This is a genomic window from Bacillus halotolerans (genome assembly GCF_004006435.1).
Taxonomy (GTDB): domain Bacteria; phylum Bacillota; class Bacilli; order Bacillales; family Bacillaceae; genus Bacillus; species Bacillus halotolerans.
The window spans coordinates 2,551,191-2,574,531 of sequence record NZ_CP029364.1 but is presented as its reverse complement, the minus strand read 5'-3'; the positions used below and the strand labels follow the sequence as shown (position 1 = coordinate 2,574,531).

The 23,341-nt window shown below is 40.9% G+C and carries 18 protein-coding genes; 11 read left to right on the top strand and 7 right to left on the bottom strand.

Features of this window, described 5'->3' with window-relative positions; translation table 11 throughout:
- Window position 1: 1 nt before the first annotated feature.
- The 3 genes from DIC78_RS13185 to tagD all read right to left on the bottom strand — a co-directional run bounded on the left by DIC78_RS13185 (window position 2) and on the right by tagD (window position 3,062).
- Window positions 2-1,351, bottom strand: coding sequence for a glycosyltransferase family 2 protein (locus DIC78_RS13185; protein ID WP_223255264.1), 1,350 nt, complete (start codon window positions 1,349-1,351; stop codon window positions 2-4).
- Between the two features lie 36 nt (window positions 1,352-1,387).
- On the bottom strand, window positions 1,388-2,572 hold the full coding sequence (locus tag DIC78_RS13180; protein ID WP_127696423.1) for a CDP-glycerol glycerophosphotransferase family protein: 1,185 nt from the start codon (window positions 2,570-2,572) through the stop codon (window positions 1,388-1,390).
- 100 nt (window positions 2,573-2,672) lie between these two features.
- Window positions 2,673-3,062 carry a glycerol-3-phosphate cytidylyltransferase gene (gene tagD / locus DIC78_RS13175; protein WP_059353647.1) on the bottom strand — a complete coding sequence of 130 codons (390 nt, stop codon included), beginning with the start codon at window positions 3,060-3,062 and terminating at the stop codon, window positions 2,673-2,675.
- A 517-nt stretch (window positions 3,063-3,579) separates the two neighbouring features.
- On the opposite strand from tagD, the gene DIC78_RS13170 reads away from it, so the two are divergent.
- The 6 genes from DIC78_RS13170 (at window position 3,580) to DIC78_RS13145 (ending at window position 10,481) form a co-directional block, all read left to right on the top strand.
- Window positions 3,580-4,353 carry a WecB/TagA/CpsF family glycosyltransferase gene (locus DIC78_RS13170; protein WP_127696422.1) on the top strand — a complete coding sequence of 258 codons (774 nt, stop codon included), beginning with the start codon at window positions 3,580-3,582 and terminating at the stop codon, window positions 4,351-4,353.
- 110 nt (window positions 4,354-4,463) lie between these two features.
- The gene (locus DIC78_RS13165; RefSeq protein WP_127696421.1) at window positions 4,464-5,606 is read left to right on the top strand and encodes a CDP-glycerol glycerophosphotransferase family protein; all 1,143 of its coding nucleotides are present in this window, start codon (window positions 4,464-4,466) and stop codon (window positions 5,604-5,606) included.
- A gap of 88 nt (window positions 5,607-5,694) precedes the next feature.
- Window positions 5,695-6,408, top strand: coding sequence for an IspD/TarI family cytidylyltransferase (locus DIC78_RS13160; protein WP_059353650.1), 714 nt, complete (start codon window positions 5,695-5,697; stop codon window positions 6,406-6,408).
- Window positions 6,405-7,430 carry a ribitol-5-phosphate dehydrogenase gene (locus tag DIC78_RS13155; RefSeq protein ID WP_059353651.1) on the top strand — a complete coding sequence of 342 codons (1,026 nt, stop codon included), beginning with the start codon at window positions 6,405-6,407 and terminating at the stop codon, window positions 7,428-7,430. Before DIC78_RS13160 ends, DIC78_RS13155 begins: the two co-directional genes overlap by 4 nt.
- Window positions 7,431-7,433: 3 nt before the next feature.
- Window positions 7,434-8,603 carry a CDP-glycerol glycerophosphotransferase family protein gene (locus DIC78_RS13150; protein ID WP_106019656.1) on the top strand — a complete coding sequence of 390 codons (1,170 nt, stop codon included), beginning with the start codon at window positions 7,434-7,436 and terminating at the stop codon, window positions 8,601-8,603.
- Between the two features lie 18 nt (window positions 8,604-8,621).
- Window positions 8,622-10,481, top strand: coding sequence for a CDP-glycerol glycerophosphotransferase family protein (locus DIC78_RS13145; RefSeq protein ID WP_106019657.1), 1,860 nt, complete (start codon window positions 8,622-8,624; stop codon window positions 10,479-10,481).
- Window positions 10,482-10,522: 41 nt separating this feature from the next.
- Here the strand turns inward: DIC78_RS13145 and DIC78_RS13140 are convergent, their stop codons facing one another.
- Window positions 10,523-13,165 carry a glucosaminidase domain-containing protein gene (locus tag DIC78_RS13140; RefSeq protein ID WP_127696420.1) on the bottom strand — a complete coding sequence of 881 codons (2,643 nt, stop codon included), beginning with the start codon at window positions 13,163-13,165 and terminating at the stop codon, window positions 10,523-10,525.
- Window positions 13,166-13,296: 131 nt separating this feature from the next.
- Window positions 13,297-14,247: a mannose-6-phosphate isomerase, class I gene (gene manA / locus DIC78_RS13135; RefSeq protein ID WP_127696419.1), complete on the bottom strand. Its 951-nt coding sequence runs from the start codon at window positions 14,245-14,247 to the stop codon at window positions 13,297-13,299.
- A gap of 266 nt (window positions 14,248-14,513) precedes the next feature.
- Between manA and DIC78_RS13130 the strand changes: the two genes are divergently transcribed.
- From DIC78_RS13130 to DIC78_RS13120, 3 genes are read left to right on the top strand one after another with little or no spacing between them, the layout of a single operon-like run.
- The gene (locus DIC78_RS13130; protein WP_127696418.1) at window positions 14,514-15,965 is read left to right on the top strand and encodes a spore germination protein GerBA; all 1,452 of its coding nucleotides are present in this window, start codon (window positions 14,514-14,516) and stop codon (window positions 15,963-15,965) included.
- A gap of 5 nt (window positions 15,966-15,970) precedes the next feature.
- Entirely contained in the window at window positions 15,971-17,077 is a 1,107-nt protein-coding gene (locus DIC78_RS13125; RefSeq protein ID WP_106019660.1) for a spore germination protein GerBB, read from the top strand.
- A complete protein-coding gene (locus DIC78_RS13120) occupies window positions 17,074-18,198 on the top strand; it encodes a spore germination protein GerBC (protein WP_127696417.1) in 1,125 nt (374 codons plus the stop codon). The genes DIC78_RS13125 and DIC78_RS13120 overlap by 4 nt, the downstream gene beginning before the upstream one ends.
- Before the next feature lie 46 nt (window positions 18,199-18,244).
- Here the strand turns inward: DIC78_RS13120 and DIC78_RS13115 are convergent, their stop codons facing one another.
- Entirely contained in the window at window positions 18,245-19,618 is a 1,374-nt protein-coding gene (locus tag DIC78_RS13115; protein ID WP_095712878.1) for a sugar porter family MFS transporter, read from the bottom strand.
- A gap of 330 nt (window positions 19,619-19,948) precedes the next feature.
- On the opposite strand from DIC78_RS13115, the gene DIC78_RS13110 reads away from it, so the two are divergent.
- Together DIC78_RS13110 and DIC78_RS13105 are read left to right on the top strand one after the other, a co-directional pair.
- Complete coding sequence (locus tag DIC78_RS13110; RefSeq protein ID WP_069486829.1) at window positions 19,949-20,917, top strand: LCP family protein; 969 nt, start codon at window positions 19,949-19,951, stop codon at window positions 20,915-20,917.
- Between the two features lie 155 nt (window positions 20,918-21,072).
- Window positions 21,073-21,933 (top strand): Cof-type HAD-IIB family hydrolase, encoded by an 861-nt coding sequence (locus DIC78_RS13105; protein WP_103671240.1) that lies wholly within the window; start codon window positions 21,073-21,075, stop codon window positions 21,931-21,933.
- Window positions 21,934-21,968: 35 nt separating this feature from the next.
- Here DIC78_RS13105 and DIC78_RS13100 read toward each other — a convergent pair whose 3' ends face one another.
- Window positions 21,969-23,210 carry a C40 family peptidase gene (locus tag DIC78_RS13100; protein ID WP_127696416.1) on the bottom strand — a complete coding sequence of 414 codons (1,242 nt, stop codon included), beginning with the start codon at window positions 23,208-23,210 and terminating at the stop codon, window positions 21,969-21,971.
- Window positions 23,211-23,341: the final 131 nt, after the last annotated feature.

Below are 23,341 nucleotides of genomic sequence, written 5' to 3'. Positions count from 1 at the left end.
GTCATTTGGCCTTTCCGAAATATGCTTTTTTAGTACGTAATATTTTTTTACCGAGGGATTTAAATATATTGACTTCATTTAAAATAATATTAAAATTTTTCCCCTCTAGGCCTATTGAAAATTTTAATATCCAAATAGGAAGTTTTAATTTAAAACCAGCATATTTATAATCTCTAACTTTATTACCCCATATTTCTATTTTCTCATCAAGTAAAATTTGCTTGGCATATATTTTTTTATGAAGATACTTAAGATAAATTCTGTCTTCTTTTTTCATTTCATAAAGCTCATTAACAAAGTGACCTTGTAAAACTAAATAAACCCCTCTAAATTTAACATCATTGATTGTTACGTTTTTATCTGCTAACTTATCAATACTAGAAGAGAAGGAATATTTTTCTTGTTTATACTTTAACAAAAGTTCTTTATAGTAACTATTCATGTCCTGTTCTACAATATACTTAGATTCTATTTGGCATAAAATATTTTTAAACTCAATAATAAACTGATTAAAATCTTCTGTATCCATTATTTCAATAGCTGAATCTCTATTATTTGGATAAAGGTATAATTTAATATGGTAAGCTGTTAGATATTGTACATACGGAAGTATCTCCCCATAGATTTGTTTAGACCATTTAAACAAAACAAAGTATGAATTTTTCAAAAAAGCTGTATAACGTTTTTGTGATAGCCAAGAAGTATCAACTAATGAATTTTTCTCAGTTCTTTTTCTATAAAAATACTTTCCATTTGCTACAACCCCGTAACATGATTCATTTAATATTAGTTTATTCATAAAAAGGGCATCTTCCCAAAAGTCTAAATTTTCGTCGAATGTTGAGCCGTATTTATTTATAAGAGCTTTTTTAAAAAAGCTCCCGCCTATGAAATATTGAGGAGCATCATATTCATTTAAAATGTCAATTACTCTATTCCCTTTAAGAAAACGGTAATTTAACTTGTGTTCGCCTTCTCTGGAGCCAAAATAGTATATTGGTAATACGGCAATATTTACATTACGTCCTGTTGTCTCAAAAAAATCCTTTATATGGTGGAGCGCCCCACTTGATAACTTATCATCAGAGTCAAGGAATCCGATATAATTAGATGTTTCATTCACTAATCTTAGTCCAATATTTCTCGCAGCGGATGGACCAGCGTTATTTATTCTTTTATAATCAATATTATTAGGAAACTTTTTTTGTAACTCTTCACAAATTTTTTTACTATTATCCGTGCTACCATCATCAACTAAAATCAATTGAATATACTTTTCGAAATCAATTGTTTGATTGATGACACTATCTATAGTTTCAAGTAAATACTTTTCTGCATTATATACTGGAATAATTAATGAGAATATACCACTTACCTCCTTCCCGCTCTATAAAATACTTTCAATAACTCTCTTGGCCGCAAAACCATCTTCCATAGAGCAAAATTCCTCGTGAAAATGATTATATTCTTTTGGTAAAGAGGTATTATTTATAACGTATTTCAACTTTAAAAATAGATCTTCTTTATTTTCTACTATTTCACCTGGAGCATTTTTCTCCAGGTCGAAATAAAAACCTCTCAGTTTATCTCTATAGTTCTCCAAATCATACGTATAGAATAACATCGGCTTTTTTAGATTACTGAAATCAAAAAATACAGACGAATAGTCGGTAATTAAAATGTCACTGATCAAGTATAAATCTCTAATATCTTGATATAGTGAAACATCTTTAACAAAATGACTGTATTTTTGTAAATCAAAATTTTCTCGGACCAAATAATGCATTCTCAATAAAAAAACAGCAGAGTTCTGAAATTCATTCTTTAATGCTTCTAAATCCAGTTGTAAATTAAATTTATATTTACCTACGCCATAAAACTCGTTATCTCTCCACGTAGGTGCATATAAAATGATTTTTTTATTATCGTCAATATTTAATTTTCTTTTAATTTTTTTGATAATCACATCTTTATTTTTTGCATATAATACGTCGTTTCTAGGATAACCAGACTCAATAATTTCTTTTTTAAACTGAAAAGCACTTCTAAAAATCTCTGTAGAGTAAGCATTAGGGGAAATCAGATAATCCCATTTACTAGCCTCTTTTAGAAAGTTTTTTTTATATTGCTCAGTCGTCGTGCCTGGCATATGTACTTCGTCCATGTCATTTGCGAGTTTTTTTAGGGGGGTTCCGTGCCAAGTCTGCACATATGTGGTGTTTCTCGGTTTTGGGATCCATAATGGCAAGCGGCTGTTTGTTATCCAATATTTCGCTGTAGCCATATACCATAGCCATTTTAGAGAGAATCTTCTTAAATAATTTACATCCAAATTCTCAAATAAATCCTTGTTTCTTTTATCTATACTCCAGAATAATTGGTAATCATATTTATCTTTATTTTCCTCAAGGTATTCAAATATTGCTCTTGGGTTACAGCTAAATTGTTTTCCCGAATAACTTTCGAAAATTATTAGCCTTTCGTTTCTGGGCAATAGCCCAATTATTCTAAAAACAATTGAGTATACAACGACCAATAGACTTCTATATTTTTTAAAAATCATTGATTTCATTTTAGACTCCTTAAATATCAAACAATTAAATGTTTCTCTCCGTAAACAAGAAAAAAAGAAGCAACTGAACATTACTTCAAGCCTCTTTTAATTAGTACTTCTATAGACTAGCCATGTCTTTTTTGATTTGAGTAGTTGAAATGCCCTCTGTTCTTGGAAGGTATATGACCTCGCAATATTCCTTTAAGAAATCAAACTTCCCTTTCCAGTCATCACCGATGACAAACGTATCAATTCCGTACTTTTTGATATCTGAGATTTTTTGTTCCCAGTTTTTTTCTGGAATGACTTCATTCACAAAATCGATTGTTTCTAAAATGAGTTTTCTATGTTCATAAGAATGATGCGATTTTTTTTGTTTTTGCAAATTAAACTCATCTGTAGACAAGCCTACGATTAAGTAATCTCCGAGGTCTTTTGCTCGTTCAAGCAGCTTCATATGTCCATAGTGAAATAAATCAAATGTTCCGTACGTTATCACTTTCTTCATTAGATAACATCACCTTCCAACCGTTTTCAACTGAGAGTGCCAGATAAAAACCAAAAAACTTAACAAACTGTTCATAATTTCGACATAAATTTTACGTACCATTAATAATGAACAATAATAGCATAAGTTCCTATAAAAGTTAAGGCTCTTTAAAAATGTCAATTGCTAATAATATTTGGGATAAATCTATGTTGATGTATAAAATTTACAGGTCTAATGCCTTATCTCATTTCATTATACCAAGCTTTCGTTTATGGAAACATCGATTCTTTTGTCATCAATTTGAGTGAAACGATTTGCTTTGTGTTACGTCATTTATTTTGTACACCCTCCTCATATTAATTCATCGTCAAAACGTGAAGGAATTGTAATGTGAATGTTAAAAGTTCCTAAAGATTTTTGTGGTATGATAGGGTAAGATGTTTTCAGGTAAAGTGATGAATTATGGTCTTTACACAAACTATACGAATGACACATGTTTTTTATAGACATATAGATGAAAAGGAGGGTTGACATAATGCAAACGAAACCCATTAATCAATTAGATTTTGTAGACGGTGAATTGTCTTCATTTGTATCCCATTTGGAAACTTCATATTTGGATCAGGCCAAAGGAGCGTTTATTGTTACGGCAAATCCAGAGATCGGGTTTGAAGCGATGCAAAATCCGCGATATGAAACAGTTCTTTCATCTGCTGATTTTATTTTGCCGGATGGTATTGGTGTTGTTATGGTCTCCAAGTTAATCGGAAGACCTCTTCAATCCAGAATAGCCGGCTATGATTTGTTTACGTCCCTGTTGGATAAGGCTCACCAAAAGAAAAAGCGTGTTTTCTTTTACGGTGCAGCAAAACATGTTATTGAGCAAACAATCGAACGAGTCCGCCGTGATTATCCTGGAGTTGAAATTGCCGGATACTCTGACGGCTATGTCAAGGATCAAAGTGAAGTGGCAGACAAGATTGCTGCTGCAAAGCCGGATATGGTGTTTGTCGCGTTAGGTTACCCTGTTCAGGAGTTCTTTATCCATAAATACAGGCATTTATTCCCTCAAGCTGTAGCTGTAGGGCTCGGCGGCAGTTTTGATGTGTTTAGCGGCAATGTAAAAAGAGCGCCGTCGTTTTTTATCCGTTTTCACCTTGAATGGATGTACAGGCTGATCACCAACCCTTCGCGCTGGAGAAGAATGCTGAGCATTCCTAAATATGTTACAGCCGTGCTGAAGCATGAACGAGCTTCAGCCAAGCCGCAATATACAGGGCAGGTTAAAGATCAATCACGCCATTTGTAAACGGTCTTTAAAGGAGCTATGGTTTAAATGAAATATATAAATCATTCGCTGTATCAGCGGATAATCTTTGACAGCCCACTAGAGCTGATGACAGGGTGAATCCTCAATCTATGTTTGCGTTTTTTTATTCTTTGTTCATAAAAGTCATTGGCGCTTTACTCTTTTGGGTAAAACCGGGGAATCAACTGACCCTGCTTGTATCTTTTCCTGATAATGCCCGTGCTCTGTTAAAGGAATATCAGGAGGGACAATATTCCTTTAACATTAATGTGCTGCTTACCCAGCACGCCAAATCACTGGCAGATGAATTTCCGGCACTCTCCGTCTCAGTTATTAATGAAAAACACCCGCTTCATATATGTAAAGCGGTCTTTTCTATGCTGAGCAGTAAAGCCGTGGTTGTTGATAACTATTTTGTTTTAACAACTGTTTTGTCCAGCCGGCCGGATATTGAGTGCATACAAGTCTGGCATGCGAACGGAGCGTTTAAGCGCTTTGGGTTAAAGGATATCAATACTCAGAATCGTTCCCGGTCTGACGTGAGACGCTTTCGTAAGGTATATGCTTCATTTGACCGGATTGTCGTCGGTTCTGAACACATGGCCGACATATTCAAGGAATTTTTCGATATCACAGAGGATAAATTTCTTCGATTTGGCGTGCCATTAACTGATGCTTACTATGAGGCCGGCAAAAACGGTCATGAACTAAAATGCAAACACCATCTGCCGGCAGGGAAAAAAATCATTCTGTACGCCCCGACTTTCAGGGATCATCAGTTTGAAAGCTTTTCGCTGCCATTTTCAGAAAAACAGCTGGCATATGATTTAAAAGGAGAATTTTTGCTTGCGGTAAAATTGCATCCTGTTATGAAACAATCTGCAGATTTACCTGTCAATAATGAGTGGATAAAAGATGTATCAGATCTCCCTCTTGCAGACCTTTTAAAAATGAGCGATCTGTTAATATCGGATTACTCTTCAGTTCCTTTTGAATTTGCTCTGTTGGACAAACCCATTCTGTTTTATGCGTATGATATGGTTGCTTACGACAAAACACGCGGTTTGATTAGAAATTATACAGAGATGATACCTGGGGTGCCTTGCATTGATTCAGAAATGCTCCTAGAACAGATGCAAGATATAAACAAGCTTCAATCTGAAGTGGAGCGTTTTTCCCATGAATGGAATCTGTACTCTAAAGGAAATGCCAGCAAGCAGCTTTTACGCTATATAAACGAGAAATCATACTGATCTTTATATATAATAAAGATCGGTATTGCAAATAATATGAAAACCCTTTATAAAACATTATGAGTTGTGGTAAGGAAGGAGTCATTTTATGATTTATGCTGAGATTCTAGCCGGTGGAAAAGGTTCCCGCATGGGAAATGTCAATATGCCAAAACAGTTTTTGCCGTTAAATAAACGTCCTATTATTATTCATACGGTTGAAAAATTTTTATTAAATGACCGTTTCGATAAGATTTTAATCGTTTCACCTAAAGAGTGGATTAACCATACAAAAGATATTTTAAAGAAATTCATTGGAAACGATGATCGCCTGGTCGTGGTGGAAGGCGGAAGCGACCGCAATGAATCAATTATGAGCGGTATCCGTTACATCGAAAAAGAATTTGGCATTCAGGATGATGACGTGATTATTACCCATGATTCTGTGCGCCCATTTTTGACTCATCGTATTATCGAGGAAAACATTGATGCTGTTCTTCAATATGGCGCTGTCGACACAGTCATATCAGCCATTGACACAATTATCGCTTCAGAAGACCAAGAGTTTATCTCTGATATTCCTGTACGCGATAATATGTATCAGGGACAAACACCGCAAAGCTTCCGCATCAGCAAATTGGTCGAACTTTATAATCAGCTCTCAGATGATCAAAAAGCCGTACTGACTGACGCTTGTAAAATCTGTTCACTAGCTGGTGAAAAAGTGAAGCTGGTTCGCGGTGAAGTCTTTAATATTAAAGTAACGACACCATATGACTTAAAAGTGGCAAATGCCATTTTACAGGAGCGAATTTCACAATGATTAATCAAACGTATCGTTTAGTTTCTGCCCGACAATTTGAAGTGACGTATAAAGATAAAGTTGTCCATTCAGATAAGGTCGTCGTCCGGCCTACCCATTTATCCATCTGTGCTGCCGACCAGCGTTATTACACTGGTTCCCGCGGCAAAGAAGCCATGGATAAAAAACTGCCGATGGCCCTGATCCATGAAGGAATCGGAAAAGTGATGTTTGATCCGACCGGCACTTTTAAAGTCGGAACACGGGTTGTCATGGTGCCGAATACACCGGTTGAAGAGCATGAAGTGATTGCGGAAAATTATCTGCGGTCCAGCAGATTCCGTTCCAGCGGTTATGACGGTTTCATGCAGGATTACATGTTTATGGCCGCGGATCGGCTCGTTGAACTTCCGGACAGCATTAATCCGCATGTAGCAGCTTTTACCGAGCTAATCACCATTGCAGTCCATGCGCTTTCCCGATTTGAACGGATGGCGCATAAGAAGCGTGACACATTTGGTGTCTGGGGAGACGGAAACCTCGGATTTATCATGACGCTTCTTTTGAAGAAGAAATATCCGGACAGCAAAGTGTTTATTTTCGGAAAAACGCCTTATAAACTTGATCATTTCTCTTTTGTTGATGCAGCTTATCAAATCAACGACATTCCTGAAGATGTGAGAATCGATCATGCCTTTGAATGTGTAGGCGGACGCGGCAGTGAAAGCGCGATTGAACAGATCATCGCCCATGTTCATCCTGAAGCATGTGTAGCGCTCTTAGGCGTATCGGAATACCCAGTGGAAATTGAAACAAGAATGGTGCTTGAAAAAGGGATTACGCTGATCGGCAGCAGCCGCAGCGGACGCGAGGATTTTGCCCGTACTGTAGACTTTTTAGCTCAATACCCAGAAGTCGTTGATTATTTAGAAACATTAGTCGGCGGACGCTTTCCGGTACGCAGTATTGAGGAAATTACACACGCGTTTGAAGCAGATTTGACTTCATCTTGGGGAAAAACTGTTATTGAATGGGACATTTAAACAGTGAAAACATTCCTTACACGAATTATAAAAGGAGTATTCGGCACTGCTTATAAACTATTGAGCGCTTTATTACCAGTACAGCATAACAAAGTTGTCATAGCTTCCTATCGTGAGGATCATTTAAGTGATAATTTCAAAGCAGTCTATGAAAAGCTGGAGCAAGATCCGTCTCTTCGTATTACCCTGCTATTTCGCAAGATGGATAAGGGGTTGATCGGACGAGCTTCGTATTTGCTTCATCTTTTCAGCTCTTTATATCATCTTGCCACATGCCGTGTGCTGTTGTTGGATGATTATTATTTTCCTTTGTACGTTGTTCCCAAACGAAAGGAAACAGTAGCCATCCAGCTTTGGCATGCTTGCGGTGCGTTTAAAAAATTTGGCTACAGCATTGTGAACAAGCCGTTTGGACCTTCTTCCGATTACCTGAAGATCGTTCCTGTGCATTCTAACTATGACTATGCGATTGTCAGCGCACCCGCTGCCGTTCCGCATTTTGCTGAAGCTTTTCAAATGGAGCAAGAGCAGATTTTGCCGCTTGGTATACCGAGAACGGATTATTTTTATGATCAGGAACATATTCGCACTGTTCAAGATCAGTTTGATCGGGCTTATCCTGAACTTAAGCATAAGAAAAAGCTTTTGTATGCTCCTACCTTTCGAGGCAGCGGACATCATCAAGAGGGTTACGCTACCCCGCTTGATCTGCTACAATTAAAATCAGCGCTAAACCATAAGGATTATGTCGTCATGCTCCATCTTCATCCGTATATGCGCCAGCACGCGCGTACGGAAGAGGATGATTTTGTGCTGGATTTATCCGATTCGTACTCTTTGTATGATTTGATGGCAATCTCTGATGGACTGATAACCGATTATTCTTCAGTCATTTTCGAATACAGCCTGCTGAAGCGTCCGATGTATTTTTACTGCCCGGATTTAGAAGACTATTTAGAAGAACGTGATTTCTACTATCCATTTGAATCATTTGTGCCTGGGCCGATTTCTAGGGACACTACATCGCTTGTTCGAGACATCGAGAATGTGCATGAAGCTGATACGAAGCGGATTGAAGCTTTTTCACAGAAGTTTATTACCCATCAAGACGGCAAATCTTCAGAGCGGGTAGCCGATTTTATTTCATCATTTTTAACATCTGGTGCCGATTAGGAGAAAGTGAGGTACAAAGTGAAGCTTGCCAGAAAGATTAAGAACAGACTTTTCAGATCAAGAAAGAAAGTGAAAAAAGAAAATACAGCTCTGGTCGTTCATCCAACAGATAACAGAGTCTTTTCTCTTTTTGATAAAACGAAGCGTGTCGAAGAAAATCAGCAAGTGCCTGTCAGAAAAATTTCTGAGTTTTCTTGGAATGGGTCGATCCTTAAGATTGCGGGTTATATGTATATTAAGGGTCTGCCTCTGCAAAAAGAGGATCAGGTCCGCAAACGTTTATTATTGGTGAACAACGGTGTTTTATTTACAGCTGTTTCGTTGCGCGATTGTCCTGTAGAGCAGTTATCGATCAATACTTCAAATGTGCCTGAAGCCTATAAATGGGCAGGATTTTCACAACAGATTAACTTTTCTAAATTGATGAATGACAAGCCTCTGCCACAAGGCGAGTATAAGCTCTTTCTCGAAATCGAGGCAGTCGATGACCAAAATATCAAACACCAGGAAGTGCATACGGTCGGAAATGTTAGCAGTTTCCTCTCTAATGATGTATATGCGACAAAGATGGAATTTCATTCAGCTAAAAAGCTCATGAAGTTTAATTTGATCGTGAACTATGATGAGAGCGAAAAGACGATTAATTTGTCTTGCAACAAACTGCAGGAAATTGATCCGAGCCTTTTGGAGCTTGATACCGGAAAAGAAGCAAACCGCTTTTTGCGCAAGCTGAATACGAGCTTGTTCCATTTTGCTTATGATGTGTTCCGCCTGCTTCCAATTAAGTCGAACAAGATCGTCTTTGCTTCCGACAGCCGTCTTGATTTGACAGGCAACTTTGAATTTGTTTACGAGGAACTGCTGAAGCGGGAAGAAAACTTTGATTTTAAATTTTTCTTAAAGAGCAGCATACGTGACAGAAAAAGCCTGTCTGAACTAATGTCAATGGCTTATCATTTTGCGACTAGCAAGATCATTTTTATAGATGATTTTTATCCGATTATTTACCCGTTAAAAATCCGTAAAAATGCTGACCTTGTCCAGCTGTGGCATGCTGTTGGCGCCTTTAAGACATTCGGCTACAGCCGAATCGGACTGCCGGGAGGACCGTCACCGCATTCGAAAAACCACAGAAACTACACGAAGGTTATTGTCAGCTCTGAAAATATACGGAAGCACTATGCAGAGGGCTTTGGCGTGGACATTGAGAATGTGATTGCTACCGGTGTTCCGCGAACAGACTTCTTCTTTGATGAAGCGAAAAAAGCATTTGTGAAGGAACGTCTTTATACGGAATATCCATTCCTTAAAGATAAGAAGGTTATCCTCTTTGCGCCTACTTTCCGCGGAAATGGACAGCAATCAGCCCATTATCCTTTTGAGGTACTTGATTTTGACCGTCTGTATCATGAATTAAAGGATGAATATATCTTCTTATTTAAAATACATCCGTTCGTTCGGAACGACGCCAATATCCCTTATCAGTACAGCGATTTCTTTTATGATTTCTCTTCTTTCAGAGAAATCAATGAGCTATTGCTTGTGACGGATGTTCTGATTACGGATTATTCTTCAGTATGCTTTGAGTATGCTTTATTAAATAAACCGATGATCTTCTTCAGCTATGATGTTGATGATTATATTCGGAAACGTGATTTCTATTACGATTACTTTGACTTTATCCCAGGCCCGCTTGCGAAAACGTCTGATCAAATGATTTCTATTATTAAAGAAGAGAAATATAACTTCGATCAAATTGATTCATTTGTACATTATTTCTTTGATGATCTGGATGGGAAAGCAAGTGAACGTGTCATTGATCAAATTGTTTTCCCTCAGGAAGAGGAACCGTTAGAGGATAAAGTTCTTAAAAGATAATAAAAAAACACCTTTTGCTGCGGCAAAAGGTGTTTTTTTATTTATTGATACTCCGGAACATCATAATACAGTGTGTATCCATCCAGTAATGAATACAGGCTGTACATGCGGTTTACTTGTTTGTACGCCCAGCCGATATCTGTTGCATATTGGTGTGCAGCTGTGGCTGACCATCTCATCTTGTATAGCGTGTCTTGATTGTAGGCTGTGTTATGAATGTAGGATGAGCCTATGAACTTGGCGCCCCCGATAATGGCGGCTTCTGGTGTGAACCAGCCTTGCTCGTATGCGTATTTGGCGCCGTAGTAGTTCGGGTTGCTATCGTATGCGCCGATTCCGTACATGTTATAAACGGTTCTTCCGTTATAGGTTAAACCATTGGCCAAATCGGATGTTCCGTTTCCTGTTTCAAGGAGAGCGTGTGAGATTAAATATAGCTCGTTGATGCTGTACTTAGTTGCAGCATCGATAAATGCCTTTGCTTTTCCTGTCAGAATGCCTTTGCCCGCAAGCACTTTCTGATTGACCTCGGCAACGCTGAGGCCGGCTGTCTGTGACAGCTTAAGAAATTGGAAGTAGTATTTGCTGTCCTTGGAAAAGTTGTTCGGGTCAACGTATTGTCCTACTTCATCGCTGCTAGCGTTTCTCCACCCCATATTGATTTTAGCCCAGCCGTTTGTCTGGCCGATGATTTTCACTTTATCGCCTTTTTTTAATTGGCCGATGACGTTCGTCGGACTGACTGCCGGCGTTGACCGGATGTTGAGTACATCAGCTGTAACCGTAGAGGTTGCTGTATTGATATACGCGAGGGATACGTAAGCTGCACCGTCGGTTTGCGGGCTGACTTTCATTTGTTTTTGAACCATATCACGAAGCGAGAGATTATAATTCGTTTTCATGATTTGCGGACCGTTTTTTATTTTTACAATGGATGATGTCCATCCATATAATTTTTTCAGCTTCGCTGATGCCGCTGAAGCTGCGCTATTGCCTGTGAATTGCTCGTTAAGGCTAATTTTATAAAGCGTGTTGCTTTTGGTCGTGTAGTTCGCGCTTAACTGCTGAGCTTTAAAATAGTTCAGTCCATTGTTCAATGCTGTTTTGCTGCTGAGCTGAGATGTCAGGATTTTGTATTGTGTATATGCTGTCGCGCCTGTTTTCGCGGCTGTGCCAGAGGCGTTATTTTTTTTGAAGAAAGCAAGTACACGATCGATGTCCTCTTGGCTGATGATCGCCTCAGTGATGATTTGATATTTACTTCCTGCTGTCTGACCCGTTTTTTTGCTTGCGGCTGAAATCTGATTTGATTTAAAGAACGTGATGGCTTCATTGACTTTTGCCGCATCCAGCAGAGATTCAGTTGTAATTTTAAACGTGTTGGCAGTTTGTTTTTTTACTGTTTTTGCTGCAGCACTTAGCTTATACTTCTTTAAAACGTTCAAACCTTTTGTAACTTTTGCTTGGTCTGTTGTTTCTTCAGAAATGAGCTGATATTGGTTTTCGGCTTTTTTTCCAGTCGCTTTTTTCGTTGCCTTTACTTTCTTCTGTGTGAAGAAATTTGCAGCTTTGTTGGCCTGCTGCTCACCTAAAATCTGTGCAGTCGTAATTTGATAGGCAGATGATGTTGCCGTTTTTTTCACGGCAGATGACGTGTAATGCCATTTTTTCTTTTTGAAAAATGCGTCGACCTTTTGAAGCTGCTGTTTTGTCAAATTCTTCATGTTTACCGTATATGATGTGCTTTTGCCGACCTTTTGATAATATCCGGACACCCCAGTGTTTTTCTTGATTTGGCTGATGGCATCCTTCACTGTATTCAGCCCTTTGAAATAAGCCGATTGGACATTGTATACGTCTGCTGTAGTTTTTTGATTGATTGACTTGTAGCTTCCCGTAATTCCGGTGCTTTGTTTCAGCTGCTGTAACAAAGTCTTGGCGTTTGCTTCACCTGATATAGAGGCTGTTGTAAACGTGTAATAGGCTTGGCCTTTCGCTGTTTCTTTTAATGATGCCTTCAGTCCTGATTCTTTTTGGAATGTGTTTTTGACTTGGGCAGCCTTGCTGTCTCCGATAATAGCACCTGATTGAATGCTTGTTACAGACACTTCATGAGTAACGGGCTGGTACGTGCTTTTTATCCCCGTTTTCTTTGTCAGGCCTTGGATAAGCTCCTTTACCTTCATCTCATCTGCTATTTCCGAGGTAACCACGTTCATGTAAAACTGGGCTGTGCCGGACATCTTCACAGCGCCGGATACCCCTGTTTCCTGCTTAAGCTTGGCCAGCAGGGTGTTGGCCTGTTTTTCACTTGGTATTGCGCCGGACGTGATGGTCATATACGGCTGTTTGCTGCCGACTGGACTGGATGTGCCTGTAATGGCTGTCTGTTTTGTCAGTCCGCTCAGCACGGTTTTAGCTTGTGCTTCGCTATGTATGCCTGTAGCGGTAATTTGGTAGGTTGCTGTTGTTCCTGAAGCCTGATAGGAGGCATCCCAGCCTGTGTCTTTTTCCAATTTGGCGGCGGCCTGAGAGGCTTGGCTTTCTGTACTGAATGTTTTTGCCGGCTCCACCTTATAAATCGAGTAGTCCGTATACGCTGCAGCCTGTGCAGAGCCGGTTATGGTAAAAAAGGCAAGGGACGCGGCGGACAGAAGCATCGGTGCGATTAATCTCTTTTTCATTCCTTCTCCTCTTTCTTATTCAATGAGTATATAAAACTAGTTTATTTATCGGCACGCGTATGCTCTATTTATAGGTCAATCCATTCCATTTTTGAAAAAATAAAAAACTTAATCTCTAAGTGAGATTAAGTTTACATGTGTGACACAATCAGTGTGCATGTGCCTTTAATTGTGAAGTCGGACATATTGTAAGGCAAAATAAAGTGATCGCCCTTTTTAAGCGGGCATGTTTCGTTTCCATACGTAAGCGAACCGCTTCCTTCTATTACACTGCATATCAAGAAGCTCTCATCCTGCGAAAGCTCAGCCTCTCCATTAATGTCCCATTTATAGACGGAAAAGTATTCCCCTTGGACAAACGTTTTAATTGTTATTCCTTTTCTTGATTCGGTTGATTCATCTATATATCCGTCCACATGGGGAACGGTCGCCGCGTTAATGGCTTTTGCAAAATGAAGCTCCCTTGGCTTGCCGCTTGTTTCGAGACGGTCATAGTCGTAGACCCGATATGTGGCATCTGAATTTTGCTGGGTCTCTAACACAAGCGTCCCTTTGCATAAAGCATGTATCGTACCGCTCGGCACATAATAGAAATCACCCGGCTTAATCTTGATTCTTCGCAGCAAGCCTTCCCAGTCACCGCTGTTAATCATTGTGACAAGCTCAGTTTTTGAACGCGCCGTATGTCCGTAAATGATTTCTGCGTTTTCTTTGCAGTCAATAATATACCAGCACTCCGTCTTGCCGAGTTCTCCCTGTTCGTTCTCTCCAGCGTAATAATCATCGGGATGGACTTTAATCGACATATCTTCTTTTACGTCCAGCAGCTTCGTCAGTAACGGGAACCGGTCTCCCTCCACGCCTCCGAACAATTCCCGGTGCTCATCCCAAAGCTCGGTCAATGTCTTTCCTTTATACGGGCCATTCGCAACAGTGCTCGGTCCTTTTGGATGAGCGGAAATGGCCCAGCATTCCCCTGTTGTTTCTGATGGAATGTCATACCCGAAGACATCGCGTAAAGCGGTGCCGCCCCAGATTCTTTCTTTAAACACTGGCTTGAAAAAAATCGGTGATTGCGTCATGATCCGTACCCCTCCCCTTTAAATGGCTGATCATTATTTTCCCGATGCGTGCCCCTTACAAACGCCCCTATGTCTGTCTGCTTTTCAATGACAACATATGTACAAAGCATTATGTATCAATGACCCCTTTTGAGAAAACGCTTCCTTTTTATTATATCACTTTCACAAGAAGGTTTGTTTCAGCCTTTTCCTTATGAAGAATAATTCTCCTTTTTTGATACAAATTAATAAAAACCGTCAATATGTTTTTATAAAGGAGAGAAACTATGCAAATCGACTCTGATCTCCAGCACAATGTAGAAACATTGAAAAAAAAATTGGGGCAAAACGACGATATCATGTTTTATACGTTTTCTTTCGGAGACAGCAGACAGAAGGCTTGCCTGCTGTATATTGACGGTTTGACAGAAAATAAGCTTCTGGCGCAATACGTCATTTCTCCTTTACAAAAAGAATCGTTAGCTCAAAAAGAAGGCTTGATTGAAGATTTATCCGCTTTCTTTTTCGGCTATCATCACAGCGTTGTTTCTACAATAAAAGAAATACAGCAGCTCATTTTTTCCGGACATACCATTTTGCTGGCCGATGGTTACAGCGCGGGGCTGGCATTTGATACGAAAACGTTAATGACGCGCAACCTTGAAGAGCCTTCCTCAGAAATCGTGGAACGCGGGCCGAAGATTGGCTTTATTGAAAAACTGCGGACAAACACGGCACTTTTGCGAGAGCGGACGAGTGACCCTAATCTCGTAATAAAAGAAATGACAATAGGCAAAAGGACGAAAAAAAAGATAGCTGTCGCTTATATTCAGGATATTGCACCTGATTATGTCATAAAAGAAGTGTTTAAACGGCTGAAATCCATCACGACAGATGATTTGCCGGAATCAGGCACACTTGAACAGCTCATTGAAGATGAACCCTTTTCAATCTTTCCCACGATTTTAAGCACTGAACGGCCTGATCGTGTAGAAAGCTCATTGTTAGAAGGACGGGTCTCCATATTAGTAGATGGTACACCATTTGCATTGATTGTACCGGCAACGGTGGATGAATTTATTCATTCACCGGATGATTACAGCCAGCGCTGGATTACAATGTCTCTTATTCGTTTGCTTCGTTATTCAAGCATCCTGATTACCATTTATTTGCCCGGCTTATATATTTCTCTCGTTTCCTTCCACACCGGTCTTTTGCCGACGAGAATGGCTATTTCGATTGCGGGCAGCAGGCTGAATGTTCCCTTTCCGCCTTTTGTCGAAGCTTTTATTATGATATTTACGATAGAACTGATAAGGGAAGCCGGTTTAAGATTGCCAAAACCGATCGGGCAGACGATTGGGCTTATTGGAGGCGTTGTCATTGGACAGGCAGCCGTACAAGCGCAAATCGTCAGCGCACTGATGGTCATAGTTGTATCAATTACCGCATTGGCATCCTTTACTGTTCCTTCATACGCCTATAACTTTCCGCTGCGGATTATTCGCATTGCGGGTATGATAAGTGCCGCGATGCTCGGCATGTATGGCGTCATCATGGTCTTTCTGTTTGTGATCGGCCACTTGATGCGACTGAAAAGCTTTGGCCAAGATTACATTATTCCCATAATGGCACAGCCCGGACAAGATTTAAAGGACACTGTGATTCGCATCCCTACCCTATTTTTAAAAAGGAGACCTACCCGTAAAGACACAAAAGATAAAAACAGACAAAGGTGATGGCTATGATGCAATCAGAGGACAAGCTTACATTTATGCAGACGCTTATTATGGTAAGCAGTACAATGATCGGTGCCGGTGTCTTAACCCTTCCCCGCTCAGCCGCTGAAACCGAAAGTCCGAGCGGATGGATTATGATCCTGCTTCAGGGCGTTATTTTTATTATTTATGCTCTGCTATTTTTGCCTTTTCTTCAACGAAACAGCGGGAAAACAATTTTTGAGCTCAACAGTATTGCAGCCGGAAAATTTATCGGTTTCATTTTGAATTTATTTATTACCCTTTATTTTATCGGTATCGTATGCTTTCAAGCCCGGGTCTTGGGAGAGGTTGTCGCATTCTTTCTATTAAAAAACACGCCGATGGCGGTTGTCGTCATTATTTTTCTGGCGGTTGCCATCTATCATGTGGCCGGAGGTGTTTACCCCATTGCGAAGGTATATGCGTATATCTTTCCTATCACTATTATTATTTTTCTGATGCTTCTGATGTTTAGCTTTCGTTTGTTTCAGTTAGATTTTATCCGACCCGTTTTTGAAGGCGGTTACCAAAGTTTTTTCTCTTTATTTCCTAAAACCCTTTTGTATTTTTCAGGATTTGAAGTCATTTTTTATCTCATTCCCTTTATGAAAGATCCGAAGAAGGTTAAAAAAGCTGTCGCTTTGGGCATTGCAACCTCAACTGTTTTCTACAGCATTACTTTGTTTATTGTCATTGGCTGTATGAGTGTGGCTGAAGCTAAAACAGTGACGTGGCCGACCATTTCACTCATCCACGCATTAGAAATCCCAGGGATTTTTATTGAACGATTTGACCTGTTTTTACAGTTGACTTGGACAGCTCAGCAATTTGCATGTATGCTCGGCTCTTTTAAAGGCGCGCATATCGGATTAACAGATGTCTTTCACCTAAAAAATAAAAACAATCCGTGGCTGCTTGCTGCACTGCTGGCTGTTACATTTTTCTTCACAATGCTTCCTGACGATCTTAATGCCGTGTTTTATTACGGTTCACTTCTCGGATATGCATTTTTAGGTGTCATTATCATACCATTTCTCATCTGGTTTTTGAGCTGGGTACAGAAGAAGCTGGGGAGGGGGCAGCTGCAATGAAAACAATAATAAAGCTTGCAGCAATGGTTCTGATGCTGCAGCTGCTCTGCGGATGCTGGGATGTCAAAAATATTGAAAAACTGTCTTTCGCCAGGGGACTTGCTATCGATGAAACTGATGACCATCAGTATAAATTAACCTATCAAAACCTTCTTCCCCAAAGTGAAGACAGCCAAGCATCAGGAAAACCGGAATTTGTCAATGTGACCTCCCGCGGGAAAACCATTCTCGAAGCGGTCAGTGATGTATCCATCAAGGACCCTCCTATCTATAGCGACCATTTAAAAGTGATTCTTTTGGGAGAAAAGCTAATGAAAAATCAAAATATGGATCAAGTGTTCAACCATTTTATCCGGGATGATGAGCTGAGGCGAAGCAGCTATTTGATGGCAGCCAGAGGGGAAGCTGGAGAAATTTTCACGGAAGGAAGTCCAAAGCAGCAGCTGCCGATGCCTTCCGAAAAGCTGATTGATCTGACAAATAACAGCGGATATAACGGAAAAATTATGATGCCGCTTCGGATCGGAAGAGCTTCTATCTATTGCCAAAACGGCTACAGTTTTCTCATCCAAGCCGTGAAAAACCAAAAGGGAAAAGCAAAGTATGACGGGGCTGGCATTATTAAAAGCGGCAGCAATAAACTCGTCGGATTTCTTTCAGCGGATGAAACACAAGCGCTGACATGGGTAATGGGGACAATCCAAGGCGGCGTCATGCCGGCGGAAGAAAAAGGACATCCGATTACATTTGAGATTAAGAAGTCCAAATCAAAAATCAAACCTGCCATTCAGAATGGAAAGCCTGTCTTTCATATTTCAGTCAAAACAACAGGCATTCTGACAGAAGATCAGAGTCCAAGAGAAAACTCTTTTAGCGAGAGCTATTTGCGCAAGCTGGAAAACATTTTTGAGAAAAAGCTGAAACACGATATCAAGCAGATTATGGATCAGCTGCAGCATACGTATAAAGCAGACCCTACCTTTTTATCTGACTACGTTCGGATTCAATACCCGGATTACTGGGATAAAGTAAAAGGGCATTGGGATGAAACGTTCACTGAGGCAGAGTTCACATATGATATTTCGTTCAAAATCATTAATTTTGGAACAGTTGGAAGGTAAGCAGCAAAAAGGGTGTGCCTATTGGCAGCACCCTTTTGAATATGATTTACGTTCCCGCTGTCTGCTGTTTACCTGCCGATCCACTCTGGCCGTTTTTATCGCGCAAATCCTGCTCGATTTCTTCAAGGCTTTTTCCTTTCGTCTCTGTTACTTTAAACCGGACAAATAGAAACGCCATAATGCCGATCGCAGCATAAATCAGGAATAAATAGCTGATGCCGATCGCTTCCATTAAAATTGGATAGGTTAGTGAAACAATCAAAGTTCCAGCGTGCAGCATCAAGGTAGAGACTCCAGTACCGATGCCTCTCACATGAAGCGGAAATAGTTCAGGAAGCATCACCCAGACAACCGGGCCCCAGCTGACGGCAAACACAACGATAAACACGCCTAAGCAAATGACTGTCGTCCATGATGCGGCCGGGGTGTTATCGAAAAAGAGATTCACCATAGCCAGGACAATCAAGCTGATCACCATGCCGGCATTCCCGAATAACAGCAGCGGCTTTCTGCCGATTTTATCAATGATTTTAATGGCGAGAAGAGTCATAAGAACATTCACTGTTCCGATTCCGACCGTTCCTAAAATAGAGGCGGAGTTTCCGAACCCGACGTTTGTAAAGGTCTTCGGCGCATAATAAATGATTGTGTTCGTACCGATAAATTGCTGCAGAAACGCCAGTCCCAATCCGGCAATCAGCGCCGGGCGCACCCACGGATCGAACAGCTCCTTCAGACCGCCTTCGTCCTCTTTTTCCGCTTCTTTAATATCATGGATTTCCTGATCAATATCCTTTGTTCCCCGCAATCTTTGAAGAACTTTCTTCGCTTTGCCCTCTTCACCATTTGTAAACAGCCAGCGCGGGCTCTCAGGCATAAACAAAATACCAATGAGCAGGAGCAATGATGGTACGGCAGCCAATCCAAGCATCCAGCGCCACGCTTCCGCATCGGCAAATATGTAATTGACGATATAGGAAAGCAGGATACCGACCGTAATCATCAGCTGGTTGAGGGACGAAAGCGCACCCCGTTTCTCTTTTGGCGCCAGCTCAGACAAATACAGCGGCACGATCGTTGTCGATGTTCCGACTGCCAGTCCCAGAATGATTCTAAAGAGCACCATCACTCCTGTATTTGGCGCAAGCGCAACTCCCAATCCTCCTATACAAAACAGCAGCGCGGCAGCCATAATCGCTTTTCTCCTGCCAAAACGGTCCGTCAGCTTGCCAGCCGCTCCGGAACCGAGTATTGCTCCGATTAATAAAGAGCTGACAACAAGTCCCTCTGTAAAGGCGTTGAGGCCTAAATCCTTTTTCATAAATAAAATGGCTCCCGAAATGACGCCGGTATCATAGCCGTATAAAGCGCCACCAAGAGCGCCGAAAAAATAAAGCCATATATTTGACTGCTTCTTCATAGAAATGACTCCCTTTCTCCAATCAGTGATCCAATGGTACTGTCCACGGAGTTTTTTAGAAATCTTTTAGCCTATTTTTCCGGCAAGTAAACCTATGCAGACGTACAGACATCCAATATCCATTAATTTACTGGCGTTTTTTTCAACTGCACCGAAACATTTTTTTCCCCAGTGGCGTCCAATAGAAGGTGATTCAGCACATCATCATAAATCTCTAAAAACAAAAACATATAAATATAGGAATTTTTATCGAATATTGTCTTATCAGCAGTTGCCCTACGGCAAAATGAATGGTACGCTTCAAATATTAATGAAACGTGAGGTATTGATATGGAAGAACGATCACAACGTAAGAAGAAAAAGAGACGCCTACGAAAATGGGTGAAATTATTAGCCGGTGTAATGGCTTTTCTCATCATTGCCGCAGGTTCTGTCGGCACATACGCTTATGTCAAACTGAACAACGCTTCTAAAGAAGCTCACGTCAGTCTTGCCCGCGGAGAACAATCTGTAAAACGGATTAAAGAGTTTGATCCTGGAAAGGATTCTTTCTCTGTATTGCTCTTAGGGATTGATGCCAGGGAGAAAAACGGTGAGACGGTAGACCAGGCCAGAAGTGATGCGAATGTACTGATTACCTTTAACCGCAAAGAAAAAACAGCCAAAATGCTGAGCATTCCGCGAGACGCCTATGTGAATATTCCAGGCCATGGCTATGATAAGTTTACGCATGCCCACGCCTATGGCGGCGTAGATCTAAGTGTGAAAACAGTTGAAGAAATGCTTGATATTCCCGTTGATTATGTAGTCGAAAGCAACTTCACCGCGTTTGAAGACGTGGTAAATGAGCTGAATGGCGTCACAGTCAACGTAAAAAGCGATAAAGTCATCCAGCAAATCAAAAAGGATACAAAAGGAAAAGTTGTCCTTCAACAAGGCACACACACGCTCGATGGAGAGGAAGCGCTGGCTTACGTAAGAACACGTAAAGCTGACAGTGACCTTTTACGCGGACAAAGACAAATGGAAGTGCTGAAAGCCATTATCGATAAATCAAAATCACTTAGCTCCATTCCGGCTTATGATGATATTGTGGATACAATGGGAGAAAACTTAAAAATGAATCTATCTCTTAAAGATGCCATTGGCTTGTTCCCGTTTATCACTTCACTGAAGTCGGTTGAATCCATCCAGCTGACAGGCTATGACTATGAGCCTGGCGGCGTCTACTATTTCAGATTGAATCAGGAAAAACTGCAGGAAGTGAAAGAAGAGCTGCAAAACGATTTAGGTGTATAATGAACGGGATGGCGTGCAGCCATCCCGTTTTACATATTTCATTGTTGAAAAATAGGATCGTAAGGTTTAGCCTTGTCCTATATGGTTTATGTTTCGTATGAAAGCTGAACATACTACACGAAGCAGCTTCATTATTAAGGAGGTTTCCCCTACATATGAAATTAATAGCGATTGATTTAGACGGTACATTGCTGAATAAGGAAAGCATCATTTCTAATGAAAACAGAGCGGCTATCAAGCGGGCGCTTGATGCGGGTATCCTCGTTACCATTTGCACAGGAAGAGCAACGTTTGATGTTAAAGCGCTGCTGGAAGGCTTGGATATCCCTATCATCGCGGCAAATGGCGGAACGGTTCATGACAAAGGCTACCGCCTGATCAGCCGGACATTAATGGATCAAGAGGCCGGCAAAGCGATCGCTGATTACCTGCTCTCAAAAAATATTTACTTCGAGGTCTATACAGATGACCATCTGCTTTCTCCTTTTGACGGCGAATCTAAGCTTCAAGCAGAGCTTGACATTTTAAGGAGCGCCAATCCAGATGAAAACATGGATGAATTGTGGAAAGGGGCCATGACCCAGTTCAAGCAGTTCGGCATCAAACCGATCCCGCATATCGAATCGATTTTCGACGGCGGCGAAAACATTTACAAGCTCCTTTGCTTCTCCTTTGATATGGAAAAACTGAGACATGCGAAGGAAGAACTGAAGCATCATAAAAAACTGGCGCAAACCTCTTCCGGAAAGCACATTATCGAAATTCTCCCGGCCTCTTCCGGCAAAGGGCGCGCGCTGACTGAGCTTGCCGGCAAATACGGAATTGAGACGCAAGATATCTATGCGATTGGTGACAGTCCGAATGATTTATCCATGTTCGAAGTGGCAGGACACCGAATCGCCATGGAAAATGCGATTGATGAACTGAAAGAAAAAAGCACTTACGTGACGAAAAGCAATGATGAAAATGGTGTGGCCCACTTTATAGATCAGCTTCTATCCGGCCAATATGCATAAAGAAAAGACTCCAGAGATTCTGGAGTCTTTGTTTTTTATTGCACCCGAATACTTCCCGCGTATTTATCTTTCCAATACGTGCTCGTATTCATATTGGTAATGGTTACACCATTTGTTAATGTGACATGAACGACTTGGCCATTTCCGATATAGATGGCCGGGTTTAAGCTTGTTGATTGGAAAAAGACAATGTCTCCCGGCTTCAGGTCAGCCTTATCAACCTTTGTTCCCGCTTTATACTGGCTCATCGCGTATCGGGGCAGTGAAATGCCTGCCGCTTTCTGGTAAACATATTGGATAAAGCCAGAAGTATCAAATCCTGTTTCTGGAGAAACCCCGCCCTTTTTGTAAGGAACTTCCCCGATATAGAGCGTCGCCTCCGACACAATCGGATTTTCTTTCGGAATTGTCAGGTTGTTAAACCGGCGGATGCCTGTCATCTTAGATTTCCAATAATCCTCTGATAAGTAGGAAATGGTTACTTTTTCAGACCGGCTCGCCTGAATGAACCTTCCGCCTCCTGCATAAATGCCGGCATGCGAAATTCCTGTTTTATACGTATTGCTGAAATAGATGACATCACCGGGTTTAATGTTCTGAAGCGCCACCTTCTCGCCTACTGCCCACTGCTGCTCTGCTGATCTCGGCAGATAGATGTCAAGCGCCTGTTTAAAGACATATTGCACAAGCCCTGAGCAATCGAAGCCCTCTGACGGTGTGCTTCCGCCAAAAACGTACGGAATGCCGAGGTATTTTTCGGCCTCCTGCACAACAGCCACATCAGCAGTCTCCGGATCGGCAGCGACTCGTTTCGCCCCAATGTAAGAGCCGCTCCAATAGCTGCTTTTTTTGTAATTTGTGACGATAACCCCTTTTGATAGGGTGCTGTGAATCATTTGCCCGTCTCCAATGTAAAGAGCGGCGTGTGTCGGTGCAGTCCCGCTGCTTCCCGCTTTTTTGAAAAATAAAATATCACCTGGTTTTAGATCTGCCGGCTTTACTGCCGTTCCGACTTTTGACTGGTCGTTCACAGATCTCGGCAGATGAATATCAGCCTGACCGAAAACATATTGAATCAATCCAGATGAATCGAAGCCTTCTTTCGGAGTTTCACCGCCGTATCTATACTTATACCCAAGCAGTTTCTTTGCTTCACTGATGATCAGGTCAGATTTTGCATCAGCCTCCGCAATATCCGCTTTTGTCATAATAGGAACCAAAAAACAAATCATAACGGCCACAAGCAAAAACTTCTTCCAGTTTGCCAGTGTGTTCACTTTTATTATCTCCTCCTCTATTTGCAGTTTTAACATCGGTATTTTTCTAGATATGTTAAGAGACTTTTTCATATTTTTACAGAATGAATATGCTGGCTTTCAAAATGGCAAATAAAAAAAGAGAATGTCTC

Coding starts and splice junctions, on each gene's coding strand:
- DIC78_RS13180 (WP_127696423.1), bottom strand. CDS start 2,572: ATGAAATCAATGATTTTTAAAAAATATAGAAGTCTATTGGTCGTTGTA.
- tagD (WP_059353647.1), bottom strand. CDS start 3,062: ATGAAGAAAGTGATAACGTACGGAACATTTGATTTATTTCACTATGGA.
- DIC78_RS13170 (WP_127696422.1), top strand. CDS start 3,580: ATGCAAACGAAACCCATTAATCAATTAGATTTTGTAGACGGTGAATTG.
- DIC78_RS13165 (WP_127696421.1), top strand. CDS start 4,464: ATGTTTGCGTTTTTTTATTCTTTGTTCATAAAAGTCATTGGCGCTTTA.
- DIC78_RS13160 (WP_059353650.1), top strand. CDS start 5,695: ATGATTTATGCTGAGATTCTAGCCGGTGGAAAAGGTTCCCGCATGGGA.
- DIC78_RS13155 (WP_059353651.1), top strand. CDS start 6,405: ATGATTAATCAAACGTATCGTTTAGTTTCTGCCCGACAATTTGAAGTG.
- DIC78_RS13140 (WP_127696420.1), bottom strand. CDS start 13,165: ATGAAAAAGAGATTAATCGCACCGATGCTTCTGTCCGCCGCGTCCCTT.
- manA (WP_127696419.1), bottom strand. CDS start 14,247: ATGACGCAATCACCGATTTTTTTCAAGCCAGTGTTTAAAGAAAGAATC.
- DIC78_RS13130 (WP_127696418.1), top strand. CDS start 14,514: ATGCAAATCGACTCTGATCTCCAGCACAATGTAGAAACATTGAAAAAA.
- DIC78_RS13125 (WP_106019660.1), top strand. CDS start 15,971: ATGATGCAATCAGAGGACAAGCTTACATTTATGCAGACGCTTATTATG.
- DIC78_RS13120 (WP_127696417.1), top strand. CDS start 17,074: ATGAAAACAATAATAAAGCTTGCAGCAATGGTTCTGATGCTGCAGCTG.
- DIC78_RS13115 (WP_095712878.1), bottom strand. CDS start 19,618: ATGAAGAAGCAGTCAAATATATGGCTTTATTTTTTCGGCGCTCTTGGT.
- DIC78_RS13110 (WP_069486829.1), top strand. CDS start 19,949: ATGGAAGAACGATCACAACGTAAGAAGAAAAAGAGACGCCTACGAAAA.
- DIC78_RS13105 (WP_103671240.1), top strand. CDS start 21,073: ATGAAATTAATAGCGATTGATTTAGACGGTACATTGCTGAATAAGGAA.